The sequence below is a fragment of the Paenibacillus sp. S-12 genome (assembly GCF_030363895.1).
GTDB lineage: Bacteria > Bacillota > Bacilli > Paenibacillales > Paenibacillaceae > Paenibacillus_B > Paenibacillus_B alvei.
Window position 1 is genome coordinate 151,634 of record NZ_JASIUF010000013.1, and the last position, 23,279, is coordinate 174,912.

Sequence of the window (23,279 nt, forward strand, 5' to 3'; positions counted from 1 at the left end):
TTCAATTCCAGGCAAAGCACGGCACTGTTTCCGTTAAAGCACGCCATGTGCCAAATCCGGTTCCGAGCATTGCACATTGTGCGAATGCTTCACGTAAAAGTTCAGCTTGCCGCATGTTCCCTTCGGATCGCAGCCGAGCCATGAATTTACAAGATCCATATCGTGAGACACCATAACAAATGTCATATGATGATGCTCATGCAAATGCTGCAGCAGATTGAAAAAGTCCTTTTGCGTTTCCGTATCGATGCCTACGGTTGGCTCATCCAGAATAAGCAGCTCCGGTTTGTTCACCATTGCTCGCGCTAAAAATACCCGCTGCTGCTGTCCACCTGATAGCTGACCGATTCGCTTATCCGCCAAATCCTCTACCCTCATCACACGCATCGCATCGCGGCATTGATTGATTTCCTCCTGCTTCAGCCGCCGAAACATACGCCGGCGATTGTACATGCCGGATTGCACGACCTCCATCACAGTAGCTGGAAATAGAGGGTTAAAGGAGTTCTTCTGCGGTACATAGCCAATCCGATCCCATTCTTTGAACCGATTGATCGGCGTACCGAATAGATTAATCTGCCCTGATGTCGGCTTGAGCAGACCCACCATAAGTCGTAACAGCGTCGTTTTGCCGGCGCCATTCGTACCGATGACGCCTACAAAATCCCGTTCGTATACTGTGAAGTTGACATCACGTAGAACCGATTGTCCTTCATAGTTGAAGCCAACATTCTCTATTGATATCACCTGATTGTGGCAGGTGTCCGTCACATTCATCATTGTGCCCTCTCTCTTCCTTGCACGTTCCATTCTTGCGTGCAATTGTCCTTAGCGGACTGTGATCCATTACTCCATTTATTGTAGCGCGACAAGGAGATTTTGCAAGTTGCGTTCCATTAGCGTCAAGTAATTATCACCTTGTTCAGCTTGCTGTTTTGTCAGCCCCTCAAGAGGGTTCAATACTAATGTGCTCACACCCGCTTCACCAGCCAATGTATTCGCTAATTGATCCGACACAAGCTCCTCAAAGAATACGTACTTCAAGCCCTTTTCCTTCACTAACTTCGATAGCTTCACCAAATCCTGCGCTCTCGGCTCAGCATCTGGAGTGATGCCCATTATCGCATGCTGAGTCAATCCATAATCGCGGCACAAGTAGCCAAACGCATGATGAGATACAACGATTTCGCGCTGCTTCAAAGAGCTTAGCTTATCCGAATATGATTTATCAATCAATTCAATTTTCGTTCTTAACTTCTCATAATTTGCTTCATACTCGCTCTTATGTGCTCCATCAGTCTGAATAAGTGCATCCTTAACATTGCTTGCCATCGTTAGCGCAGACTTAGGACTAACCCAAGTATGGGGATCAGTGCTTCCATGGTCGTGACCGTGCTCATGCCCATGCTCGTTCTCGGACGCTTCACCCTCACCTTCATGATGATCATGCTCGCTTCCATCTGCTTCAATAAGCGGAATTCCTTTACTTACTTCGAGTATCTTCACTTGGGAAGAGGAATCCAAGCCCTTCGTGAAGTCGTCCAGCCAAGTTTCAAAACCTGCACCATTCACCAGCAGCAGTTGTGCATTTGAAGCATTATGCAAGTCGCGGCTCTTTGGTGTCCAATCGTGCGGCTCAATTCCAGTTGGAATCAAATTAATCATATTTACATGCTCGCCGCCAATCTGTTCAGTAAGGAAAGCAATGGGATAAAAGCTTGTAACGACATTCAGTTTCCCTTCAACAATACTAGACTGCGTTCCTTGCGTACAGCCTGCCAAAATCAAGGCGAGGCCGCACAAAGCTAGTAAGGAATGGCGCAGTTTTTTATATTTGCTCATTAGCTTCATCAAATAACTCCTTCTGCGTAAGTATGTATCGTACGCATGTTGATTTTCTGTAATTCGTAATGATTACTATTAAGATTATAAAAAGGCTTCTGTCCCTTGTCAATCCTTACTTTTCAAATAAACAACATTACTCTTCTTCATCCCATATTAAAATAGAGGTTACAACATTGTAAGGTACTCTCTTTCATGTTACTCTTTGACATCATTGATAGACGATACTAATATGATAGAGTGTCTGTTCCTTTTTATCTGACACCATTACAAATTTTAAAAGATGAATTAAGGAGTGAATGATTTGGATTGGATAGAATGGCTGAAATATGCCGTACTCGGATTGGTACAGGGTTTCACTGAGCCAATACCAGTATCGTCGAGCGGTCATTTGGTTATCGTTGAGCGACTATTCGGATTACATATCGAAGGACTCGGTTTTGAGGTGCTTGTCAATTTTGCCTCCTTGCTAGCTATTTTGCTCATTTATCGCAAAGATATCGTACGATTGGCCGTGAATACGTTCCGCTTCCTGTTCACACGCGCTCAGGATGCCAAAGATGACTTCATGTTCGTTATTTATTTGATACTCGCTACGATCCCAGCAGGGATTATCGGGGTCGTGTTTAAAGATACGATAGCTGATGTATTCAAGGGCGTTAAAGTTATCGGTGTTACATTGCTCGTAACCGCACTTGCTTTGTGGTTAATTCGCAACTTGCGCGGTCGTAAAGGGGATAAGGATTTATCCTTCGGCGAAACGTTCATCGTAGGTTTGGCGCAAGCCGTAGCTCTCATCCCAGGCATTAGCCGTTCCGGCTCGACCATCGTTGCTGCAATGGCTCTTGGCTGGAAACAGGAAACAGCGCTGCGCTTCTCCTTCTTCCTGTACATTCCGGTTAGCGTTGGAAGCATGATTCTCGAAGGCAAAGATATGATTAAGGATCCGACACTTGGACAAATGATGATTCCTTATTTGCTCGCCTTCCTATGTTCCTTTGTCGCTTCTTACTTTGCCTTAAAATGGTTCATGGGCATTATGGCTCGCGGCAACCTGAAATGGTTCTCACTTTATTGTGTACTTGCAGGGCTGTTCGTCCTATTCTTTGTTAATTAAAAATTGTTCGACAAAAGAAAAGGCCGGGATCATTCGATCCCGGCCTTTTTCATATATGATTAGCGGGCCTTCACGTTCCCGCCATTGTAATTGTATTTCGGTATAATCATGATCAACTTGTGATGATCGTTACTTTACAATCGCACCGTTCGGCATGCTGTCTGGTACGGTAGCAAGCGTTAATTGACCATCCTTCGAAGCAGCCAAAATCATGCCTTGGGACATAACACCACGCAGCTTCACAGGCTTCAAGTTCGCTACACAGATTACTTTGCGTCCGATCAGCTCTTCCGGTTTATAATATTGTGCGATTCCAGATACAACCTGACGCTGTTCATACCCCATATCCAATTCCAAGCGCAGAAGCTTATCTGCCTTAGGTACAGGCTCACAATGCGTAACCTGAGCAACACGCAGCTCTACCTTGGCAAAATCATCAATTGAAATTTCTTCCTTCACATCATCAGGCTTAGCTGACACAGTCTCTCCTGTGCCTTCATTGTTGTCTGCCTTTGCCTCAGCTGATTCTTCAACTGCTGGCTCTGCCTTCTTGCCGCCATTCATCGCTTCCGCAATGATTTGTACCTCTTCTGCCACTTCTAGACGAGGGAAGATTGGATCGCCCTTCACAACTTTCGTACCACTCGGGATTGCTCCAAATGTGCGGACAGATTCCCAAGCCGTAATTGCACCGGCCTCCAAACCGAGCTGACCCCATATTTTCGTTGGAGCTTGTGTCAAGAATGGCTGCAGCAAAATGGAGGAGATGCGAAGGCTTTCGGCCAAATGCGACATTACCGAAGCCAGCTCACTACGCTTCGACTCATCCTTCGCAAGCGCCCATGGTTGTGTCTCATCAATATATTTGTTTGTGCGGCTAATGAACTGCCAAATGGCAGTCAACGCCACGGAGAATTCCATATCCTCCATAGCTGCTTCCACCTTATCAACGGTCTGTGCAGCAAAGGCCGCAATCTCGCCGTCGAAGGCAGTCACTTGACCCGCATAGGCAGGAATTTCACCGTCAAAGTACTTTTGAATCATGGCAACGGTACGGTTAAGTAAGTTCCCCAAATCGTTAGCTAAATCGAAGTTAATACGCTCAACAAATCCTTCTGGCGTAAATGTTCCATCAGAACCGAACGGCACCTCACGAAGCAAGTAGTAACGCAGCGCGTCCAAACCATAACGATCGATCAGCATAACCGGGTCGACAACGTTGCCTTTGGACTTGGACATTTTGCCGTCCTTCATTAACAGCCATCCATGCCCAAAAACTTTCTTCGGAAGCGGAAGATCAAGCGCCATCAGCATAATTGGCCAGTAAATGGTATGGAAGCGAATGATCTCTTTTCCAACCAAATGAACATCGGCCGGCCAATACTTCTGATACAACTCGTCATTGTCCGAACCGTAGCCGAGTGCCGAAATATAGTTGGAAAGCGCATCGATCCATACATAAACGACATGCTTCGGATCTCCCTTAACTTTAACGCCCCAGTCAAAAGACGTACGGGAAACAGCAAGGTCTTCCAAGCCCGGCTTAATGAAGTTGTTAATCATTTCGTTTTTGCGGGACTCCGGCTGAATGAACTCTGGATTCGCTTCATAGAATTCGAGCAGTCGATCCGCATATTTGCTCATCCGGAAGAAATAGCTCTCTTCCTTAACCAGCTCCACGGGACGGCCGCAATCCGGGCAGTTGCCGTTATCGAGCTGACGCTCAGTGAAGAACGATTCACACGGTGTACAATACCAGCCTTCATAAGCCCCCTTGTAAATGTCTCCTTGCTGAACCAAGCGGTCAAAAATCTCTTGAACGACCTTCTTATGGCGTTCTTCTGTCGTACGGATAAAATCGTCATACGAAATATCGAGCTTATTCCACAGTTCCTTGATCCCACTGACAATATTATCTACAAACTGCTGTGGGGTAACCCCTGCATCTTGTGCTTTGCGTTCAATCTTCTGCCCGTGCTCGTCTGTACCCGTCAAATAGCGGACATCGTAGCCGCGCAAGCGCTTATAGCGAGCCATTGCGTCCCCTGCTACCGTTGTATACGCATGGCCGATATGCAGCTTGTCACTTGGATAATAAATAGGTGTTGTTAGGTAAAAAGTGTTTCGTTTTTGACTCATTGTTCGTTCATCCTCCTCAGCATAAGCTTCTTCGTGGAAGCATATCCGATGTTGTCCTTTATGCACTTCTAAAAAACAGAAAAAGCCCTCGCCCAGCTTGGGACGAGAGCTATATCTCACGTGGTACCACCCAATATTCCCGCCTGCGTATGGAACATCAGACGGCTTCATTGTGACCGGAATGCAGTCCGGCCAAGCATTCGTTAACGGGAATGATGCGCCGACAGCTTGCGGCAATAGCCGCTTAGGACAGCTTGCTCGCTCACTATCGGTTCCTCCCGGACCATGTTCAGAAGAGCTTCCATACCGGCTTCCAGCAATACCGGCTCTCTGTAATGGATTTCTCAGCTTACTTATCCGTTCCTCGGAGATATTGATTTCCAATTATGTGCATCCTACAACTAATCTTCAATATAAATCACGAACTGTCCCTCTGTCAAGGACGCTTCGGCGGAACCTTATCTACTCCTCCGGGATGGAAAGGATGACATTTGACTATTCGCTTTACGGTTAGCCAACTCCCCTTCCATGGCCCATGAACCTCCAGTGCTTCCATCGCGTATGTAGAACAGGTTGGATAGAAGCGGCAAGTGGGCGGCTTCAATGGAGATATCCATTTGCGATACGCCCTGACCGGAGCCTGGGCGATTCTTGTTCCCAAGCTGCGTCTACTGCGAGGAGCAGACTCATGATTATGATGTCCATCTTCATCTTTGGAACAGCATGACTTATTTCCATCTACCTTCATAGAGCATTCCCACTCGTATTCGGAGCAGGCAATGATGTATGAGTGTCCTTGTCGGTGCAAGCAGCACAATATCCGAACACTTCGAATTTATGCTGAACGACCTGAAATTTTTCAGGGACATCTGTTTGTGACATTGGACAGAAATGAATCGGATAAGTCTTCTCACACTGCAAACAGATCATATGATGATGATGATGCCCATCCGCACAAGTTACCCGGAACTTGACTCCATCCTCGAACACGACCTGTTCCAATATTCCCAGATCGAACATAATTCGCAAGTTGCGGTATACCGTATCAAAGCTTAAGCCAGTATAACGCTTCCCCATAAATTCGTATACATCTTTTGGTGTTAAATATCCATCTGTGTCAGCGAACAGTTTCGCCAAGGTTCGACGCTGATCCGTAATTCTCATTCCTGAATCAGCCATTTTCTCTATGATTTGCTCTGTCTTTAGCATCGAAGTCCCTCCTCTATGATGTGGAACCCGTCTCTATTATAATGCGCTATTCCATGCTGTAAAGTCAAACGTGAAGTATAGAAAAAGGACTGCCCCGCTCCAATGGAAGTCAGGACAGTCCGCTTAAAATCGGATATGCAAATAGGTGTACGAATTTAAATGAATATTGTCATTATTGCATGATAAATGCGAATTAGGATTTCGGTTTAGGAAGCGGTGTGAATACCAAATTAACTGGCAAATTGCTTCCTGCCGCTGAAGAGAACAGTAATTCGACTGATTCCTCATAATCGCCAGTGCGATATAAGACACTTGCTTCATTTGCGCCTTTTAATGAACCGTTCGTTGGCGTTTGTACGGTTTTACCATTAACAAACATGCCTCCTGAATACGATCCTCCACGTGAATTGAAGGAGATAAGAGTATGAGGCGCTACCTTATTCATACGGATTCGGTACAGCACGCCATAATTTCCTTTATTGCGTTGATCTTCCAGCGTAATCATGTCACTACCCGCTATATCTTGTTCAGCATCAGCAAGTATAAGGCGACTAACTTGTTCGCCAACCGTTTCATCCACAGTTAAAGTTATATCTGCATTATCATATGTGCCACGGATATGTTCGTCCTTATCCAGGAACGGCAAAGTCGGCAATGCTTTGAACACATCTTTATCTGCATCGATACCAACGACTGTATATTCAACCATGCTGTCCGCATAGACATCAGCGTAAAGGGTAAATACTTGCCCCGGCTTGAATGAGATTTGGTTCAATTCAGGAACAATAATCTTCATTTCGTTCGGTTTCAAAGTCGTTTCAGTCGTCTTTTCTTCTGCGAAGGATTCGAAGTAACGAACAGTTCCCATCTTACCCGTCTGCTGCGGGCTAGTGCTCGGCCCGGCGATACCCATATGCTGTACGGTCAAGGTAGAAGTGTGATCTGAGATATTTTGAGCCAAAATATAAAATCTCATATTTTTATTAGATTTAGAGTTATTAATATGGTGGGCGAATACTCGTGCTCCCCCCGCAACTCTATCTTGATATAGAATCCCGTCTGCTTTTACATTTTCTGGGCTGTTCGAGCGATACAGCGTGCGTCTTTCTGTCGAAATTTTCGGCTTTATCACTTGCATGCTCAGAACCGAAGTCCCATCTATCGGATAGATGTCTCCAGCCGGGGTAAATAATCTGTTAAAATCATCGAACGAGTACAATACTTCATCCGTTATGTTAATCGTTTGGCTAACTTCAGCCGTTAGACCATATTTGTTCGTCACTTTCAGCGTAATCGTCTTCTCGCCAGGCTCGAAGAATGCCGGTTGTTTGTTCGTCCACTCGCGCTTCAAGTTCGTATCTTCTTCATCCGTACTCAAATCATCATAATTGATAGGCTCACCCATTTTATATGTTGTCTTATCTGTACGGAAGCTTGCTACCGGCGGCGTATGCGGCTTCTGGACATTGATTGTTTGGGAATACGGATCACTCCACTCTCCATCCTCATCACGTACGCGCAATGTAATGGTATACGTACCTGGCTGGTCGTAGATTTCTTGCAATCCCTCCCAGTCCGTTTCAACAATTTGACGGCCGAGCGGATGTGTCGATTGATCCGTTATCGTTACGCGGGTTTCACCTGCAATGATATCCGTTTCGTTGACTTTGAACTTCGCAACAGGCTGCGCACTAAGCTGAATGATGATACGCTTGCTTGCTTGCTCCCACTTATAAGGAATTCCCATTGCATCCATCGCTGAAGTTACAGGAACCATGAACACATCTTTTTGAATATAGGAAGCGCCCTTCATTTTTGTTGGTACGCCATTTACACGATAATCTGCACTGCCCATTTTGTAGCGCAGCTCTTTATCACCGTTTTTGATGATCGTTTCCTTCGTTTTGTTGTCAAAATCCAATTTGAATCCAAAACGATCAATCAACGAACGAATCGCGATATAGGATACACCTTTCTTGATGGTAATTGGCTGTGGAGACGTGTATTCATTTCCGTCTTGATAAATTTTATTGCTGTCAGCTATCAGGACTACGACATTCTTGTCATACTCCCCAGGCAGTACAGGCTGAACACGTGCTTGGGATACTTGTTGTTTATCTTGGCTGTTTAACTGCTTATCTTGCTGAACGTCTTGATTCTCATCTTGTTGCTTACTATTATCTTCTGTTGTGCTCGTAGATGTATTGGCATCGACTGCACCACTTACCTCAGTTCCTGTCGTTCCCTCTGCTGCAAAGACAGGAATTACTGTGAACAATTGCACTGCGGCTACACAGGCAACGAAAAGCTTTTTCCAAGATTTCATAGTAAACGTCCTACTCCTCATCCATCTTTTATTCGAAATGTTAACGCATTCTGTATGATTGAACATAGTTATAGACGCACGACTTTACGAAAAGTTTCTATTTTGGCATTCTTTTTTTCAGGAATAATTAATGTAAGTAAATTTTTAGTCATCATTCTAGCAAACACCATTTTTCAATCCATTTGTCCGAAAAAAATAAAAGACCTGCACCTTCGGTACAGGTTCTGAGATGGGTTCTATTTACTTGTTACAAAAAGAAGCGCTATGTCCAAATGAATATTGTTCAGAGATCGTAACTGGCAGCTTGCCCTTTGGCTCTGTTATGCCTAGAAGCACATTTCCCAATGCCTTCATTGCGGCAGGTCGATTTTCATAGCAGCACAAATACGTAGGTGCATCCGGGAATTGATTCAGGTCATATGGATTACGAGTCGATGCAACCACAACACGTATGCTGCTGCGTGCCAGTAAAGCGTTTACAACATCCACCTGTCCTTGATGCAACTTCGACACTGGATTGTAAGTCAAAACAACAATTTGACTATATCCTTCCGTATTCGCCAGAATTTCATTTACCTCAAAAGGCTCTGGATCATTATTGATACGCAGTATCTCCACATGTTGCATATGCGGTTCTAGTGCAGAGGCCAGTGTGTACTCCTGTACAATAAGATCATCTACCTCGGAGCGCGTACGTACCTGAGGCCAAATGACAAGTGTTTTTGCACTACGATCTAGAGGCAATGCTCCCGCATCATCCTTTACAAGCGTTGTACTGTCTTCGAACATCTGATCGACCGACGCCTTGGATTCAGGTGTTCCAAGGTAAGCGAAGAAATCAGCAGCGACTTCGCTATTTTCTCCCATATGACGCTTATTCTTCAATGTGATAATGCGATCAATTGATTCGTCGATCCGAGATTCGGCAATACGCCCCGAACGTACAGCTTCGCATAATGCTTGAATGGATGCTACTTGCTCTTCGTACGTATGGCTGACAAGCAATATATCTGCACCCGCTTCCACTGCACGAACCGCACCTTCCGCCACACCGACTTCCTTCGATATCGCATGCATTTCCAAGCAATCCGTTACGATCAAGCCATGATAGCCTAACCGCTGACGAAGCAGCTTCGTCAATACATTATATGACAGGGTTGCTGGAATCGCATTCGGCTCAAATGCCGGGAAAATTACATGAGCGGTCATAATGCAATCTACGCCTTCTCGAATCGCTTGGACAAACGGTGCAAGCTCTACAGCAACAAGGCGTTCTTCATCATGCGGTACAGCGGCAAGCCCGTGATGTGAATCGACAGCCGTATCCCCATGTCCCGGGAAATGTTTGGCTGTTGCCGCTACATTTGCCTCCTGAAGTCCACGAATTTGTGCAGTTCCAAGCTCGGCAACCAGATCAGGACGCTCACTGTACGAACGAACGCCAATCACTGGATTCTCAGGATTGTTGTTCACATCAAGACTTGGAGCAAAGTTCATATTAATGCCAAGCCGCAACAATTCCTCCCCGCAAATATGCGCAGCTTGATAAGCGTGCTCAGCACTGCGAGTCGCGCCAATTGTCATATTGCCCGGAATAAGCGTAATATCATCCCAGTCAATGCGGGCAACCATACCGCCTTCTTGGTCAATACTGATAAACAGCGGTATATTCGTCTGCTCCCGTGAAATCTCCTGCAGTTGATGAGACAATGCACTGACCTGTTCTTTGCTCTCAACATTGCGGCGGAAGTAAATAATACCTCCAACATGATACTCCTTAATCAAGGAGCGAATATTGTCATTTACCTCGGTCGTTGCAAAGCCGCACATCACCATTTGGCCGATCTTTTGCTCAAGCGTCAGTTGAAGTTTACTCATCTTACTCATCCCATCCTTTTCGTATAGTGAAACTCTGATGTGATTCATTTAAGCGTTATCATTTTCCCGTCTGAACGGCTTCTTCACGATACTCAGTAGGCTTTTTTCCTGTATACTTCTGGAATACCTTGGAGAAGTACCTCCGTTCTGAATATCCAACAAGCGCACCAATTTGCGTAATGCTCTTGTCTGTCGTGCGTAGCAGGGACATCGCCAGCTCCATCCGCTGACGCGTCACATATTCAACAAACGTTTCTTCGAAATGATTTTTAAACAACAAACTGAAATAACTGCAGCTGATTCCCAAATAATCAGCCATCTCCTCAACGCCGATATCCGATCCCAAATTGCGGTGAATGTAGTCCTTGGCTGATATCATAAGCAACTCGCTCGACTTTTTGTTCATCGCGTGTTCCTTCGTATGATCAACAAGCTCCATGATTGCACACATTAAGTCCTTGACACTCATCATATGCTCAAGCTTGTTCCACATCGCTTCTTCTTCCTGTGGTGTGACCAGTTCCCATTCCCTCATCTCACGAATCAAATGGATAATCACATAGTGCAGGAACGTCTCCGCTCGAACGATAGACTGTTCGGACATATACATGAGGCTGGACTGAAGCGCATGCATTCCGTCGTCTACCTTGGATCGGTCATTCTGCTTCATACCCGCAACAATATCCTCAACCAATTGCCACTGCGACACGGAGGCCGCCTGCCTTGCTACTGAGCCTTCATCAACAGATACGAGCTGCTCATCAGCGGTATGCAAAATAAGAGTGCGCTGCAAGCGCTTATACGTATGTGCCAAGCTCATCAGCGGTATTGGCCCGTTATCCCAAGCAAGGCTTACGGTCAACTTCACATGGCTGTGGACAGCCTGCTGAATTTCCTGAGCCCAACGCTCCATATCTACCGATGTCACTTCATACTGGTCACGATAGCATTGGAGAAGCACGCACCACTCCCCTTCACGCATTTGCAATACCGCATACTTATTCCAATCATCAACAATCGCATCCTGAAGCACGTTGCAAACTGCAAAGTTCCACAGCTTGCGCTCGTTGTCACTCCATGAGGCACTGCGCTGTGCATAGCCATCCAAGTCAACAAGCAGCAGAGAGTAAGCCAGCTTCTCAATCGGCTGCTCCTCATCGACCATGAAGGCCGCGAGTGCTCCATTGGAAAATCCCATAAGAACATCGAACATCATCTTTTCGTACGCAAGACTGATCATACGGCCCCAACGCCGTTCTGTTAGCTTCTTCTCCAGTTGTCTTGCGCGCACCAGATCGGCAAGCTTCTTTACTGTTAGCTCAAGCTCATCGTAGTTAATCGGCTTTAATACGTAATCCCGAACACCGTGCTGCATTGCAATGCGCGCATACTCGAATTCCTGATAGCCGGTCAGCATCATTACCTCGGCTTCACAACCCATTTTTCGAATTCCTCGCAGAAAGTCCATACCGTCCATAACAGGCATACGAATATCGCATAAAATGATGTCAGGCTCGTGCAACTGAACCATTTCCAGTCCTTCCACCCCATTGCGTGCTGTACCCACCAGTTCAACATTCATTTCATCCCAAGGAATAACCAGCTTCAAGTTGTTTAAAATCGGAACTTCATCATCAATGAGCAGCGCTTTTACACTCATAACGTATCACCCTGTTCGTATTTCGGTATCACACACTGAATCATCGTTCCCATTTGCGAGGCTGAACAGATGAACAATCCATAGCCTGGGCCATATCGAATGCGCAATCGATCCGCTACACTGCGAACCCCAAGTCCTCTACGTTCCGTATTGTACGACTCGACTTCCTGCGGCAGAACTGATTTCTGCTCGTCGGACAGCATATACTGGAACTTCCTTAATTGTTCATTCGACATGCCGAGACCATTATCCTCTACCCGGATCAGAATCCGCTCCTGATCCTCGTAAGCAGTAATGCGAATCCAGCCTGTATGCTCGATGCCATCGAATCCATGCTGTATCGAGTTTTCCACGAGCGGCTGCAAGGTAAGCTTCATCACTTTGCAATGCATAATGTTCTCGGGAACATCGATTTCGAAGTTGAACAGCTCCTCGAACCTGAACTTTTGAATCTCCAAATAGCTCTTCAAATATTCAAGCTCTTCCCGTATCGTGATTTCCTCTTTATCCTGAATGCTGATCCGAAGAATATTGCCTAGACGATATACCATTTGGCTTACCTTTCGGCCTTCGTTCTGGATAGCCAGCACATTTATTGATTCAAGGGTATTAAATAAAAAGTGCGGCTTAATCTGCGCTTCCAGCACACGCATTTCCGCTTTATTTTTTTGCTGCTGCTCATTTTTCACTTGGTCAATAAGACCGGATACTCGTTCAATAAGACTATTGAATCCATGAGAGAGCATTCGCAGCTCATCCCGCCCCTCCTCAACGACGCGAGCGTTCAAATCCCCATCCTCCACTCTCCGCATAAAGCGAACAATTCGTGTAATATTGCGTGTGATGCGATTCGTAAATAGCAGGTTGAACAATAGAGCACCTAAAATACAAATGAGTAAAATTGTCGAGACCCATTTCAGAAATACGACCATCTCTTTCGAGAGAGAGCTCCAATCGCGTACAGATATTAAATACCAGCCATAATCGCTCATCGGATGGTACGTAATTACACTTTCACGTTCCCCGAATTTATCCTTGTAGCTTACATAGGTATTCTCGAACTTCACTGGCTTAGAAGCATAATCGGCGATCATTTGGCCTGTTAGCTGCTTCGAGTTGTCATATAGAATGCGACCATCCTGACTAACGATAAAAAATTTCGTATTTTCCATCTGATCAGCCGTGTAAAATTTATTGAAAAAGGTGTCTAGATCCCAGTTTTTAATCTGGATAATCGAAATGCCAAGCGGCTTCAATGTTGATAAATCCTTTACAACCCGAATTTGCGTAAAGACCTGCTCTGAGCCAGTAAGTTCCGGATATTCATTCGGCCCCACCCACAACGGAACACCATTAAGCTCCATTACTCTCTTAAATAAAGGATGATTTTTGAAATCATCAAACGGCATTTCCTTGAAATTTTCTTTGGAGAAAATCGGGATAATGCCTTCTCCCCGCGCGTAAGAGCTAAAATTGTACAAAAAGGCATAGCTAATCGCAGGATGATTGAACAGCAGCTTCCGGAAATTTTGCTGACGTTCGTTCATGCGGATGTAGTCTGTGCCTTTTAACGTGTCATCCAACTGCTTGCTAATTGGCCTGCCCTGCTCATCAACAATATACAGCTTGCCATTATCGTCATATCTTACGACGCTTGAGCTGACCATATCGTGTTCATAAGGGTTGGATGAGGCCAACGCCTTCTGGAACACATTGTTCGCTATGCCAGTGTCGGACACTTTATTGATTTCATCAAATATATAGCCAATGCTGTGGCTCATGGCCCGCATCGAGAATTGTGCTTGCTCACTATATTTCTTTTCTAGCAAATTAAAGGTAATGACAAACGTAATGGTGCCAAGCAATAGCAAAGGGATAATGATAAGCAAAATAAATCCACTGAACATCTTAAATCGTAAATTCATTGTGCACATTACCCCTTTACCCTATCTCTAATCTACTATGAATATAGTAACACGTAAGAGCTTACATTTCATAGAAAGAATTAGAAGATTAGCCTTTAACCCCGCCTGCTGTAAGACCTTCAATGATTTTTTCTTGCAGGATTGCGTAGATGACCATAACGGGTACGACACTGTATACAATACCGGCTGCCATTTGCGCATAGTTCGTGTTGTACGTATCTCGGAAGCCTACCATACCAACCGGTAGCGTGCGCAAGTTGTCTGTTGAGATAAAGAAGTTTGCGAGTAAAAATTCATTCCAGTTGCCAAGGAAGTTGACGATAAATACCGTCACGAGCGCTGGTACCGTCAACGGCAAGATGACTCTGAAGAAAATGCCCGGTGCGTTCAAGCCGTCAATTACGGCTGCTTCTTCGATCTCAGACGGGAGGCTGCGCATAAATGCCGCCAAAATAATAATTGTAAATGGTATTGCCCCTGCTGTGTACGGAACATATAATGCCCAGTGCTTGTCGAGCATGTTCAAATTTTTCAGAATGCCGTAAATCGGAAGAAGCAATGCGTTGCCTGGAATGAGCAAGCCAAGCAGAATGAACTGGAACACTGCTGCACTCATCTTCTTATAACGCATACGTGTAATCGCAAAGGATGCAAGAGATGCGATGAGAATCGTAGATACGGATGCTGCAAGTGAAATATACAAACTATTAACGAAATAAGTGCTGATTTTTGCATTAACCCAAGCTTTTACATAGTTGTCCCAAGCGAATTCAGTCGGCAAGCCGAATGGATTTGCTGCAATGGCTCCGTTGTCTGTTTTTACAGACGAGAACAGGACGAACAAGAATGGAAAAAGAATAACTGCCAAATAAAGCAGAAGGAAAATATGAGGGACGCCCTTTTTCAGCTGTTTCATCATTAGTATTCAATCCTTTCCGTTCTACGCGCTATGAGTACTTGATAAAGCACAGTAACGATGAGCGTGAACACGAAGATAAGGACTGCGATGCTGTTCCCGTAACCATATTTAAAGCTTGTAATCGAGTGCTTGATCATATAAGTTGCCATAACGTCGGTTGCCCCTGCCGGGCCGCCCTTCGTCATAACGATGACGATATCTGCAGCCTTCATCGCGCCTGCAATCGACAGCATGACGACTACGGATATGATTGGCATAATGAGCGGAATCGTGATGCGCATCGCACGTTGAACGCCAGTTGCGCCATCAATCATCGCTGCCTCGTCAAGGTCTTTCGGAATTGCTAAGATTGCAGCCAACACCATAACAATGTAGAAACCGGTCCACTGCCAAGCGTTCGTAATCAAGATCGAAATCATTGCCGTTTTCTTATCTGCCAGCCACATAAGCGGATCAATGCCGAACAGACCTAACAGCTTATTAAGAAGTCCTGTGTCCGGATCGTAAATGAAGCCCCACAAAATACCGATGACGGCCGTGGACATAACAGACGGCATAAATACAGCTGTCTTGTACAATCCTTTCAAACGCTTGACATTGGAGATGAGCAGTGAGAAGAAAATGATTAACGGAACCTGAATAAACAAAGAGAACAAAATAAAGTAACCGTTGTTCTTCACCGAATCCCAAAATTCTGGCTTACTCATCACATTGAGATAGTTGTCAAAGCCAATAAATGTAACGTCCTTCGATATTCCGTTCCAACTCGTAAAGCTATAGTAAATCGCATTGATTACCGGGTATATAAAGAATGCGATGAACAAAACGAGCGTAGGAAGCAAAAATAACACATATGTTAAGGGGTTCTTTAATGCTTTGTTCATATGATTTCCCTCCGTCCGTCCCACATCGTAATCATACTGGTTACCTGCCGCTCAGGATGATAAATGAGCACCACCCCCCATATTAGGACAGGTGGTGCTCCTAGTGGTCAAGCTTGTATTTTGTTTATCTTATTTTGATGCTGCGTTCGCTTCTTCTTGAACCTTTTGTACGGCATCCAGAACCGCTTGCGGTTCTGCCTCGCCGCTGATCATTTTTTGAAGCTGTTGGCCCAGTGCTGTGTTCACATCCGCTTGAACAAGTGCGTCAAATGCCGGCCATGTGTATTTCACGTCTTTCATTTGCGCCATAATCGCTTGCAGCAAATCGTTGCCTTGGGAAGCCTCATCCAGCTTCGCTTGGTCAACCTTCATTGCAGGGATAACGCCATCTTCTTTCAAGCCGCGTACTTGCATGTCTTCGTTGTACAGGTTCTTAATGAATGCTTTAACTGCTTCCATCTTGCGTGGATCTTCAGCAACCTTGGAAGAGAACGCATACCCGTTGTTCGAGTCGAACATTACGCTGTAGCCATCGCCTTCTTTAGCAGGAGGCATCATGAAGAAGCCAGCTTTGTTATGCAATTTACCGGATTGTGTAGCATCAGCGAATACGGAGGATGCCCAAGATCCGTCGAACATCATAACTGCTTCGCCATTAACCAACTGTGTGCGTTGTGTTGCATAGTCAAGACCAAGCTCGCCTTTTTTGAAATAGCCTTTCTTGATCCACTCTTGGTGCTTCGCGAATGCTTCTACCATTTTTGGATCGTTCCACTTCGTGTCGCCTTTAGCAAATCCAGATGTAATATCCGCACCGCCGAAGTAGGACCACAGTGTGTTCGTTGTCATCAATGGTACCCAAGCATCCTTGGAACCAATTGCGAATGGAATTTTGCCGTCAGCCTTTACTTTTTCAGCGATTGCTTCAAGCTCAGCCAATGTTTTTGGAATTTGAATGCCTTTTTCAGCGAAATAGTCTTTGTTGTAGAAATATCCTTCAATGGAAGCGCCGATTGGCAAACCGTAGATCTTATCGTCTACTGTCCATTGTGCAAGGGATTGAAACTTATCCTTCAATCCAAGTTCGTTGAGAATCGGTGCTACGTCGAGAATAAGTCCATTCTCTGCGTACAATTTAACGTCTGGGTTACCGAAAGCATCAAAGATATCTGGTGGAGATCCGCTGCCCATCTCTGCACGAAGCTTTTCTTTGCGGTTCACCTCGGAGTCCACACCATCGAGCTTAATTGTCAGACCAGGTACTTCGGATTCTGTCTTCTTTACAACATCTTGCAGGATAGCAAAGCGATTTTTCTTTGCATCACCGAGCTGCGTGTGACGAAGCGTAAGCTCGAACGGTTCAACCTTTTTTTCTTCACCAGTTTGGTTTGCTGGCTTTTCAGAACCATTCTCTGTCTTCGATCCGCATCCTGTAAGCGCTGTCGTTGCGATGAACAGAAGCGTCAGAATCATTACCAATCCTTTTTTCATGTAAGGACCCTCCCGTATGTTTTTGTCTGCCAGTATCTTCTTGTTGTTTGCTACGCCTTCATTATAAATCGACCATGTCCATTCTGTAAGGACGACATTTTCACTATTGAGGGATAAAATCCTCTAACAATCCTTGCAGAAAATAAAACAGCGGTCAAAAACCCCAATCCGAGGATTTGACCGCTGATCTGTGAAATGCATGGCATACTAGGCTCTATTATATACTTTCGAATGCTGCTAAACTTACAATCTGATACAATACATCATTTCAGTAATCGAATATGAGCGAATTAGTTCCCTCTTGTAAAGTTGTACAACTTATCATACAGTTCTCGAATACTAGCATTTGTGCTGTTCGCTGCATCGCGCAGAACCGGCCCGCTTCCTTTATAATACGCAGTAAAGCCTTTCCCCGCGAATCCATATTGGTAACCTGCGTTCATATAGTCATTGAATCGGTTGCGGAACACATTATCCGTTAGCATACGGTTGTCGAACTCCACTTCAACGCCCATTCCGTATCGTTTAGCAGTAGTCACGCCATCAATAAGACGATCAATTGATAAATCTTCAAAATAATAATTTGGCTGGTAGGTCGCTGCATCAAAGCCAGCGTCTTTCCAAATAAAACTCTTATATGTCACGGAATGTGGGATCCAGAACGATTTCAGCCCTCTTGCATGAACATCAGAGTTCATCATCCGCAGGAAGTCTGGGGCTGACTTGGACCAGCTAATATCTTCATCCAGCCAGTACATACCAACCAGTTCAAGGTTGGAGTAGTTGTTCGCATTCCAGCGGTTTTGAACCTCTTGCAGCCACCATCTGACTGCCTTCTGGCGTGTCGCCAAGGCTTTTTCTATGCCCACGCTGGCTTCACTGAAGTTCTCGGTAATGCCGTCGCCGTCAATGTCACCGAAGTTCGTCGTTGATTCTCCCGGATTTGGCAGCATCATAACAACCTTCGTTTTATGATTCGGCTGTCCGAGCTGAATTCCTACTTCCTTCGTTGCCTCATTCAACTGCTTCAAGTCACCTTGCACGCCAAATGTTTTATCCAGATACCATTGCCAATCCGTAAGGAGTGAATCCTTTCCGAAATCACGGCCCGCCGGAGATTGGAGACCCAGCATTAACACCCCATCAAAGAACCAGTCCTGAACTTGTCCGGCTTGATTCACATAACCAATTTCCGGAATCAGGCTGTCTTTTGTCCACTCCGGAACGTCAGGGTAATATCCATTGTAGACAAGCGATAAATTACGGATTCCAGCAGTGTCGACGCCTGGGTACTGGAATTCGAACGGCTTCATATTCACGACAACTGCTCCGTCAGCCTTGCCGTCAGTTCCCATAATTTCAATCTCATCAATAAATGTCCATGCTTTCGGATGCATAGGGAACACAACTTTCACGTAGCGTGCATAGGCCATCGTAGCACCTTGTCCTCCGCCTGCAACCCCATCTTTGCTGCCATCCCATACATAGGTTTGATCAATTGGAGGGCCATTCGTCCAGCCTCGTTCCGTTGCTTTGTGCCCGACAATTCCCCAATTCATACTATCATCTGACACATATATAGATACGCTTAACGGGAACAAAATCGCAGAACCCGGCCAATCTTGAAGGAAGTGCGCTTTCACACTGGCAATTGACTTGCGCTGTCCAAAATCAAAAGTAACTTCGCGCGCCTTTTTCTTAATATGACCAACCCATGCCGGATCCGTAACATTAGCGGTTCCTTTTTTTCCATCAATCAGCTTGTTGCCTGGATCCGGATAATTCGATTCCGGCGCTTCCGACCATGTGTAAGTAGAGTTCGTAGCAAGGTTGCGGAGCTGAGGTGCCGCTTGTGCGTTCGGCATGTTCGGTATGATTGACAATATCAGCATCATGCTGAAGACAAGTGCTGCCATCTTTTTCATCATAATCAATATCCCTCCTAAATAAGATCATTTTCGAAGAATACGGCGGCGCTGAATCATCGAATAACTAAGCTGCATCATACCTCCTCTATTCATAAATTCATCCAAGAAAAGCTGATCCCCCATGATGCCTGATACCTTTTCTAGGTTGAACCAGTAGCTAATAGCATCTCTTCATCTTCCAGTTATGAGGACAAGAAAATGCATTTCCACAGCATATATGCTTGGTAAAAAAAAGACCTTAGATGACAGCGCTTCCATTTCGGGTTGTGAAAATCCTTTTTCTCATTCTTACTGCGTATTATAGTTTTTTTCTTCCAGTTTAAAAATAGTTCTTTCCGATCAATTTATACACAATTCACGATACACGATATTTTTGAATTGGCGTTCTAAAATGAACATTCTTTCACGATTTCAACAAAAAAAGAGATGACCTCTTCCCTATATGGCAAGTCATCTCTTTTCCTATATGAACATAGTTGGGTTTCACGATACGCGCGTTTGCTGGCGTCCTTTCTCAATAAGCGCATAAGCACGCTCCACCTCTTCTGCTGTCGGGGAAGGAACCCCTTCAAGCGGATACTTTTCGCCTAGCTGTTCCCACTTGTATACGCCCATTTGATGGTATGGCAGGATTTCAAATTTCTCAACACCTTGCAGTGTACCAATAAAACGGCCCAGTTCAAGCAAATCCTCTTCATCATCGTTAATCGTCGGTACGAACACGTGTCGAATCCACATTTTCTTGCCATGCTCCGATAACCAACGCGCTGTATCCAATGTGCGTGCATTCGGTACACCTGTAAGTGCAATATGCTTGTCATTGTTAATATGCTTAATGTCCAGCAGTACAAGATCTGTAACGTTCATCAATTCTTCGAGCTTCGTCACGTCGTTGAATCCGTTAGAATCAAGTGTTGTGTGCAGATCCCAGCGCTGCTTCACTTCACGGAACAATTCTCTAACGAATGCCGCCTGCAATGTTGGCTCTCCACCCGATACAGTAAGTCCCCCGCCTGAGCTGCGGTAGTAAGGCAAGTATGGTTCAATTTCAGCGAGTACCTCTTCCAGCGTCATCTCTTTGCCGTCACTCAAGCTCCAGGTGTCGCGGTTATGGCAATATTGGCATTTGAGTGCGCACCCCTGCATGAATAAAATAAAGCGTATGCCAGGTCCATCAACGGTACCGAATGTTTCTAACGAGTGAATACGTCCGATCATCTCTATCACTTTCCTCTCCAGCCCATACAACCTGATTGAATGACAAGAGGGACGCTCCCTCCCCGCCATCGACCGAAAGATACATGGCATTTGGTGCAGTTGCGTCCCTTTACTTATCAAATATCGAGTATATCCATTACGTTGCTCATTTTGCCTCTAGTTCAACCGTAATTATGTTCTTACATTGAACCATGGAATGTACGGTTGATAACATCCAATTGCTGCTCACGAGTCAGCTTAATGAAGTTAACCGCATATCCAGATACGCGAATCGTCAATTGTGGGTAGTTCTCTGGATGCTCCATTGCGTCCATCAGCTGTTCACGGTCGAACACGTTGACGTTCAAATGGTGTGCGTTGCTGCCGAAGTATCCATCCATCATCGATACGAGGTTGGATTTGCGAGCATCTAGCTCTTTGCCAAGCGCCTTAGGTACGATGGAGAATGTATTCGAGATTCCATCCAAGCTGTGCTCATATGGAAGCTTCGCTACCGAGCTAAGCGATGCGAGCGCGCCCTTCTTATCACGGCCGTGCATTGGGTTCGCGCCTGGAGCGAACGGTTCGCCAGCTTTGCGTCCGTCAGGAGTTGTACCTGTCTTCTTACCATATACAACGTTCGATGTAATCGTCAGAATCGATTGAGTCGGCATTGCATTGCGATAAGCTTTATGCTTGCGAATCATGTTCATGAACGATTCAACCAACTCAACAGCGATGCTGTCTACGCGATCATCGTTGTTGCCGTAGCAAGGATATTCGCCTTCGATTTTGAAGTCAACAGCGATGCCTTCTTCGTTGCGAATCGGTGTTACTTTGGCATATTTGATTGCACTCAAGGAATCGGCTGCTACCGACAAGCCGGCAATACCGCAAGCCATTGTGCGCAAGATTTCTTTATCGTGCAGCGCCATCTCAATGCGCTCATAGCAATATTTATCATGCATGAAGTGAATCACATTCAATGTGTTCATATACAGCTTCGCGAGCCATTCCATCATCTGCTTGAAGCGTTTCACAACCTCGTCGTAGTCCAATACGTCGCTAGTGATTGGAGGAAGCTCTGGTCCAACTTGCAAGCCAAGCTTCTCATCTTTACCGCCATTGATTGCGTACAGCAAGCATTTCGCCAAGTTGGCGCGAGCGCCGAAGAACTGCATTTGCTTACCGATGCGCATTGCGGACACACAACATGCGATACCGTAGTCGTCGCCATAGATTGGACGCATCAGGTCGTCATTTTCATATTGAATGGAGCTTGTTTCAATCGATACTTTCGCACAATATTTCTTGAACGCTTCAGGAAGCTTCGTCGACCAGAGAACAGTCAAGTTAGGCTCTGGAGCAGGTCCCAAGTTGTACAAGGAATGCAGGAAGCGGAAGCTGTTCTTCGTTACGCGAGTTGTACCGTCCGAAGCCATACCGCCGATCGATTCTGTTACCCAGGTTGGGTCACCACTGAACAGGTCGTTGTAAGCAGGTGTGCGCAAGAATTTAACGATACGCAGTTTCATAATGAAATGGTCAACCAATTCTTGAGCTTCTTGCTCTGTCAATGTACCTTCTTGAATGTCGCGTTCCACATACACATCGAGGAACGAGGATACACGACCGAGGGACATTGCAGCACCGTTCTGTTCTTTGATGGCTGCCAGGTAACCGAAGTATACCCATTGGAATGCCTCTTGTGCATTTACGGCTGGCTTGGAAATATCCATGCCGTGCATTGCGGCCATTTCCTTCAATTCAGCAAGTGCGCGAATTTGTTCCGAAATTTCTTCACGATCGCGGATAGTATGTTCATCCATTGCATCCAGCTCAAGATTTTTGAGGTCGTTTTTCTTTTGCTGAATCAAGAAATCTACACCGTACAGCGCTACGCGGCGGTAGTCGCCGATAATGCGGCCGCGGCCGTAAGCGTCTGGCAAGCCTGTAATAATACCCGCTTTGCGCGCCATGCGCATGTCGGAAGTATAAGCATCGAAAACACCTTGGTTATGTGTTTTGCGAATGTCTGTGAAAATTTTGATAACGTCTTCCGGCATTTCGAAGCCGTATGCTTTACAAGCATCGATCATCATCTTAATGCCGCCAAAAGGTTGAATCGAGCGGCGGAACGGAGCATCCGTTTGTACACCTACTACTTTTTCTTTTTCTTTATCTAAATATCCCGGCTTGTGCGATACGATCGTTGAAGGTGTATTCACATCAACATCCCATACACCGCCGCGTTCACGTTCTTCTTTGGAGAGCTGGCTCACGATATCCCACAGATCCTTCGTATTTTGCGTAGGACCTGCCAAGAATGCTTCATCGCCTAAGTAAGGCTTGATGTGTCCATCCAAGAAGTTTGGCACATCAACGTGAGTTTGCCATTTGCCTGCTTTGAATCCACGCCAAGGATTCATTTCATTTGTTCCTGTCATGTTCTTTTCCATCACCGACATCATAATCCCTCCATACATGTTTGTTTTTCTGTATGTGTTGTAATCGAATTGAAAGCGCACACCCAGCAAATGTTTTCGTTTTCCACTTCACATTGCTTGTGATCATTTTCACGAAAAAGGCTGCAAGGCGGTTATCTCATCTTTCGCATTCGTTCGATAGCTGCCTTTTCGTAATGCCGAGTGAGGCTGTGCAGCAAGTTTTATAAGGCGAATTCTGATTCTATTTCATCCTCTCCTTGCTACGTCTTCATTGTACCTCTTTTCACACTTTTAATTATGTGATATTTATCACAATA

16 protein-coding genes are annotated in these 23,279 nt (G+C 45.4%); 1 reads left to right on the forward strand and 15 read right to left on the reverse strand.

The features are described 5' to 3' along the window. Window positions 1–33: 33 nt before the first annotated feature. On the reverse strand, window positions 34–780 hold the full coding sequence (locus NO352_RS13290) for a metal ABC transporter ATP-binding protein (protein ID WP_005546667.1): 747 nt from the start codon (window positions 778–780) through the stop codon (window positions 34–36). Between the two features lie 75 nt (window positions 781–855). Beyond that, complete coding sequence (locus NO352_RS13295) at window positions 856–1,851, reverse strand: metal ABC transporter solute-binding protein, Zn/Mn family (RefSeq protein WP_289355866.1); 996 nt, start codon at window positions 1,849–1,851, stop codon at window positions 856–858. A 295-nt stretch (window positions 1,852–2,146) separates the two neighbouring features. On the opposite strand from NO352_RS13295, the gene NO352_RS13300 reads away from it, so the two are divergent. Beyond that, complete coding sequence (locus NO352_RS13300; RefSeq protein ID WP_005546664.1) at window positions 2,147–2,959, forward strand: undecaprenyl-diphosphate phosphatase; 813 nt, start codon at window positions 2,147–2,149, stop codon at window positions 2,957–2,959. 129 nt (window positions 2,960–3,088) lie between these two features. Here the strand turns inward: NO352_RS13300 and metG are convergent, their stop codons facing one another. From metG to pflB, 13 genes are all read right to left on the reverse strand, one after another. After that, the gene (metG, locus tag NO352_RS13305) at window positions 3,089–5,098 is read right to left on the reverse strand and encodes a methionine--tRNA ligase (RefSeq protein ID WP_289355889.1); all 2,010 of its coding nucleotides are present in this window, start codon (window positions 5,096–5,098) and stop codon (window positions 3,089–3,091) included. A 436-nt stretch (window positions 5,099–5,534) separates the two neighbouring features. Continuing rightward, window positions 5,535–5,759 (reverse strand): membrane protein insertion efficiency factor YidD, encoded by a 225-nt coding sequence (gene yidD / locus NO352_RS13310; protein ID WP_206703743.1) that lies wholly within the window; start codon window positions 5,757–5,759, stop codon window positions 5,535–5,537. Window positions 5,760–5,842: 83 nt separating this feature from the next. Then, window positions 5,843–6,307: a Fur family transcriptional regulator gene (locus NO352_RS13315; RefSeq protein WP_005546658.1), complete on the reverse strand. Its 465-nt coding sequence runs from the start codon at window positions 6,305–6,307 to the stop codon at window positions 5,843–5,845. Between the two features lie 193 nt (window positions 6,308–6,500). After that, window positions 6,501–8,633 carry a stalk domain-containing protein gene (locus NO352_RS13320; protein ID WP_289355868.1) on the reverse strand — a complete coding sequence of 711 codons (2,133 nt, stop codon included), beginning with the start codon at window positions 8,631–8,633 and terminating at the stop codon, window positions 6,501–6,503. Between the two features lie 240 nt (window positions 8,634–8,873). After that, window positions 8,874–10,511: a beta-N-acetylhexosaminidase gene (nagZ, locus tag NO352_RS13325; RefSeq protein WP_289355869.1), complete on the reverse strand. Its 1,638-nt coding sequence runs from the start codon at window positions 10,509–10,511 to the stop codon at window positions 8,874–8,876. Between the two features lie 58 nt (window positions 10,512–10,569). Next, window positions 10,570–12,171: a response regulator gene (locus NO352_RS13330; protein WP_289355870.1), complete on the reverse strand. Its 1,602-nt coding sequence runs from the start codon at window positions 12,169–12,171 to the stop codon at window positions 10,570–10,572. Next, on the reverse strand, window positions 12,168–14,096 hold the full coding sequence (locus NO352_RS13335) for a cache domain-containing sensor histidine kinase (RefSeq protein ID WP_040735825.1): 1,929 nt from the start codon (window positions 14,094–14,096) through the stop codon (window positions 12,168–12,170). Before NO352_RS13335 ends, NO352_RS13330 begins: the two co-directional genes overlap by 4 nt. An 88-nt stretch (window positions 14,097–14,184) precedes the next feature. Beyond that, entirely contained in the window at window positions 14,185–15,012 is an 828-nt protein-coding gene (locus tag NO352_RS13340; protein ID WP_040735919.1) for a carbohydrate ABC transporter permease, read from the reverse strand. Between the two features lie 2 nt (window positions 15,013–15,014). Further along, window positions 15,015–15,899, reverse strand: coding sequence for a carbohydrate ABC transporter permease (locus NO352_RS13345; RefSeq protein ID WP_163977005.1), 885 nt, complete (start codon window positions 15,897–15,899; stop codon window positions 15,015–15,017). A gap of 129 nt (window positions 15,900–16,028) precedes the next feature. Next, on the reverse strand, window positions 16,029–17,390 hold the full coding sequence (locus NO352_RS13350; RefSeq protein WP_163977006.1) for an ABC transporter substrate-binding protein: 1,362 nt from the start codon (window positions 17,388–17,390) through the stop codon (window positions 16,029–16,031). 290 nt (window positions 17,391–17,680) lie between these two features. Further along, a complete protein-coding gene (locus tag NO352_RS13355; RefSeq protein ID WP_289355871.1) occupies window positions 17,681–19,318 on the reverse strand; it encodes a DUF4855 domain-containing protein in 1,638 nt (545 codons plus the stop codon). Window positions 19,319–19,801: 483 nt separating this feature from the next. Beyond that, window positions 19,802–20,536, reverse strand: coding sequence for a pyruvate formate-lyase-activating protein (gene pflA, locus NO352_RS13360; protein ID WP_289355873.1), 735 nt, complete (start codon window positions 20,534–20,536; stop codon window positions 19,802–19,804). Window positions 20,537–20,715: 179 nt separating this feature from the next. Then, the gene (pflB, locus tag NO352_RS13365; RefSeq protein WP_005546632.1) at window positions 20,716–22,983 is read right to left on the reverse strand and encodes a formate C-acetyltransferase; all 2,268 of its coding nucleotides are present in this window, start codon (window positions 22,981–22,983) and stop codon (window positions 20,716–20,718) included. Window positions 22,984–23,279: the final 296 nt, after the last annotated feature.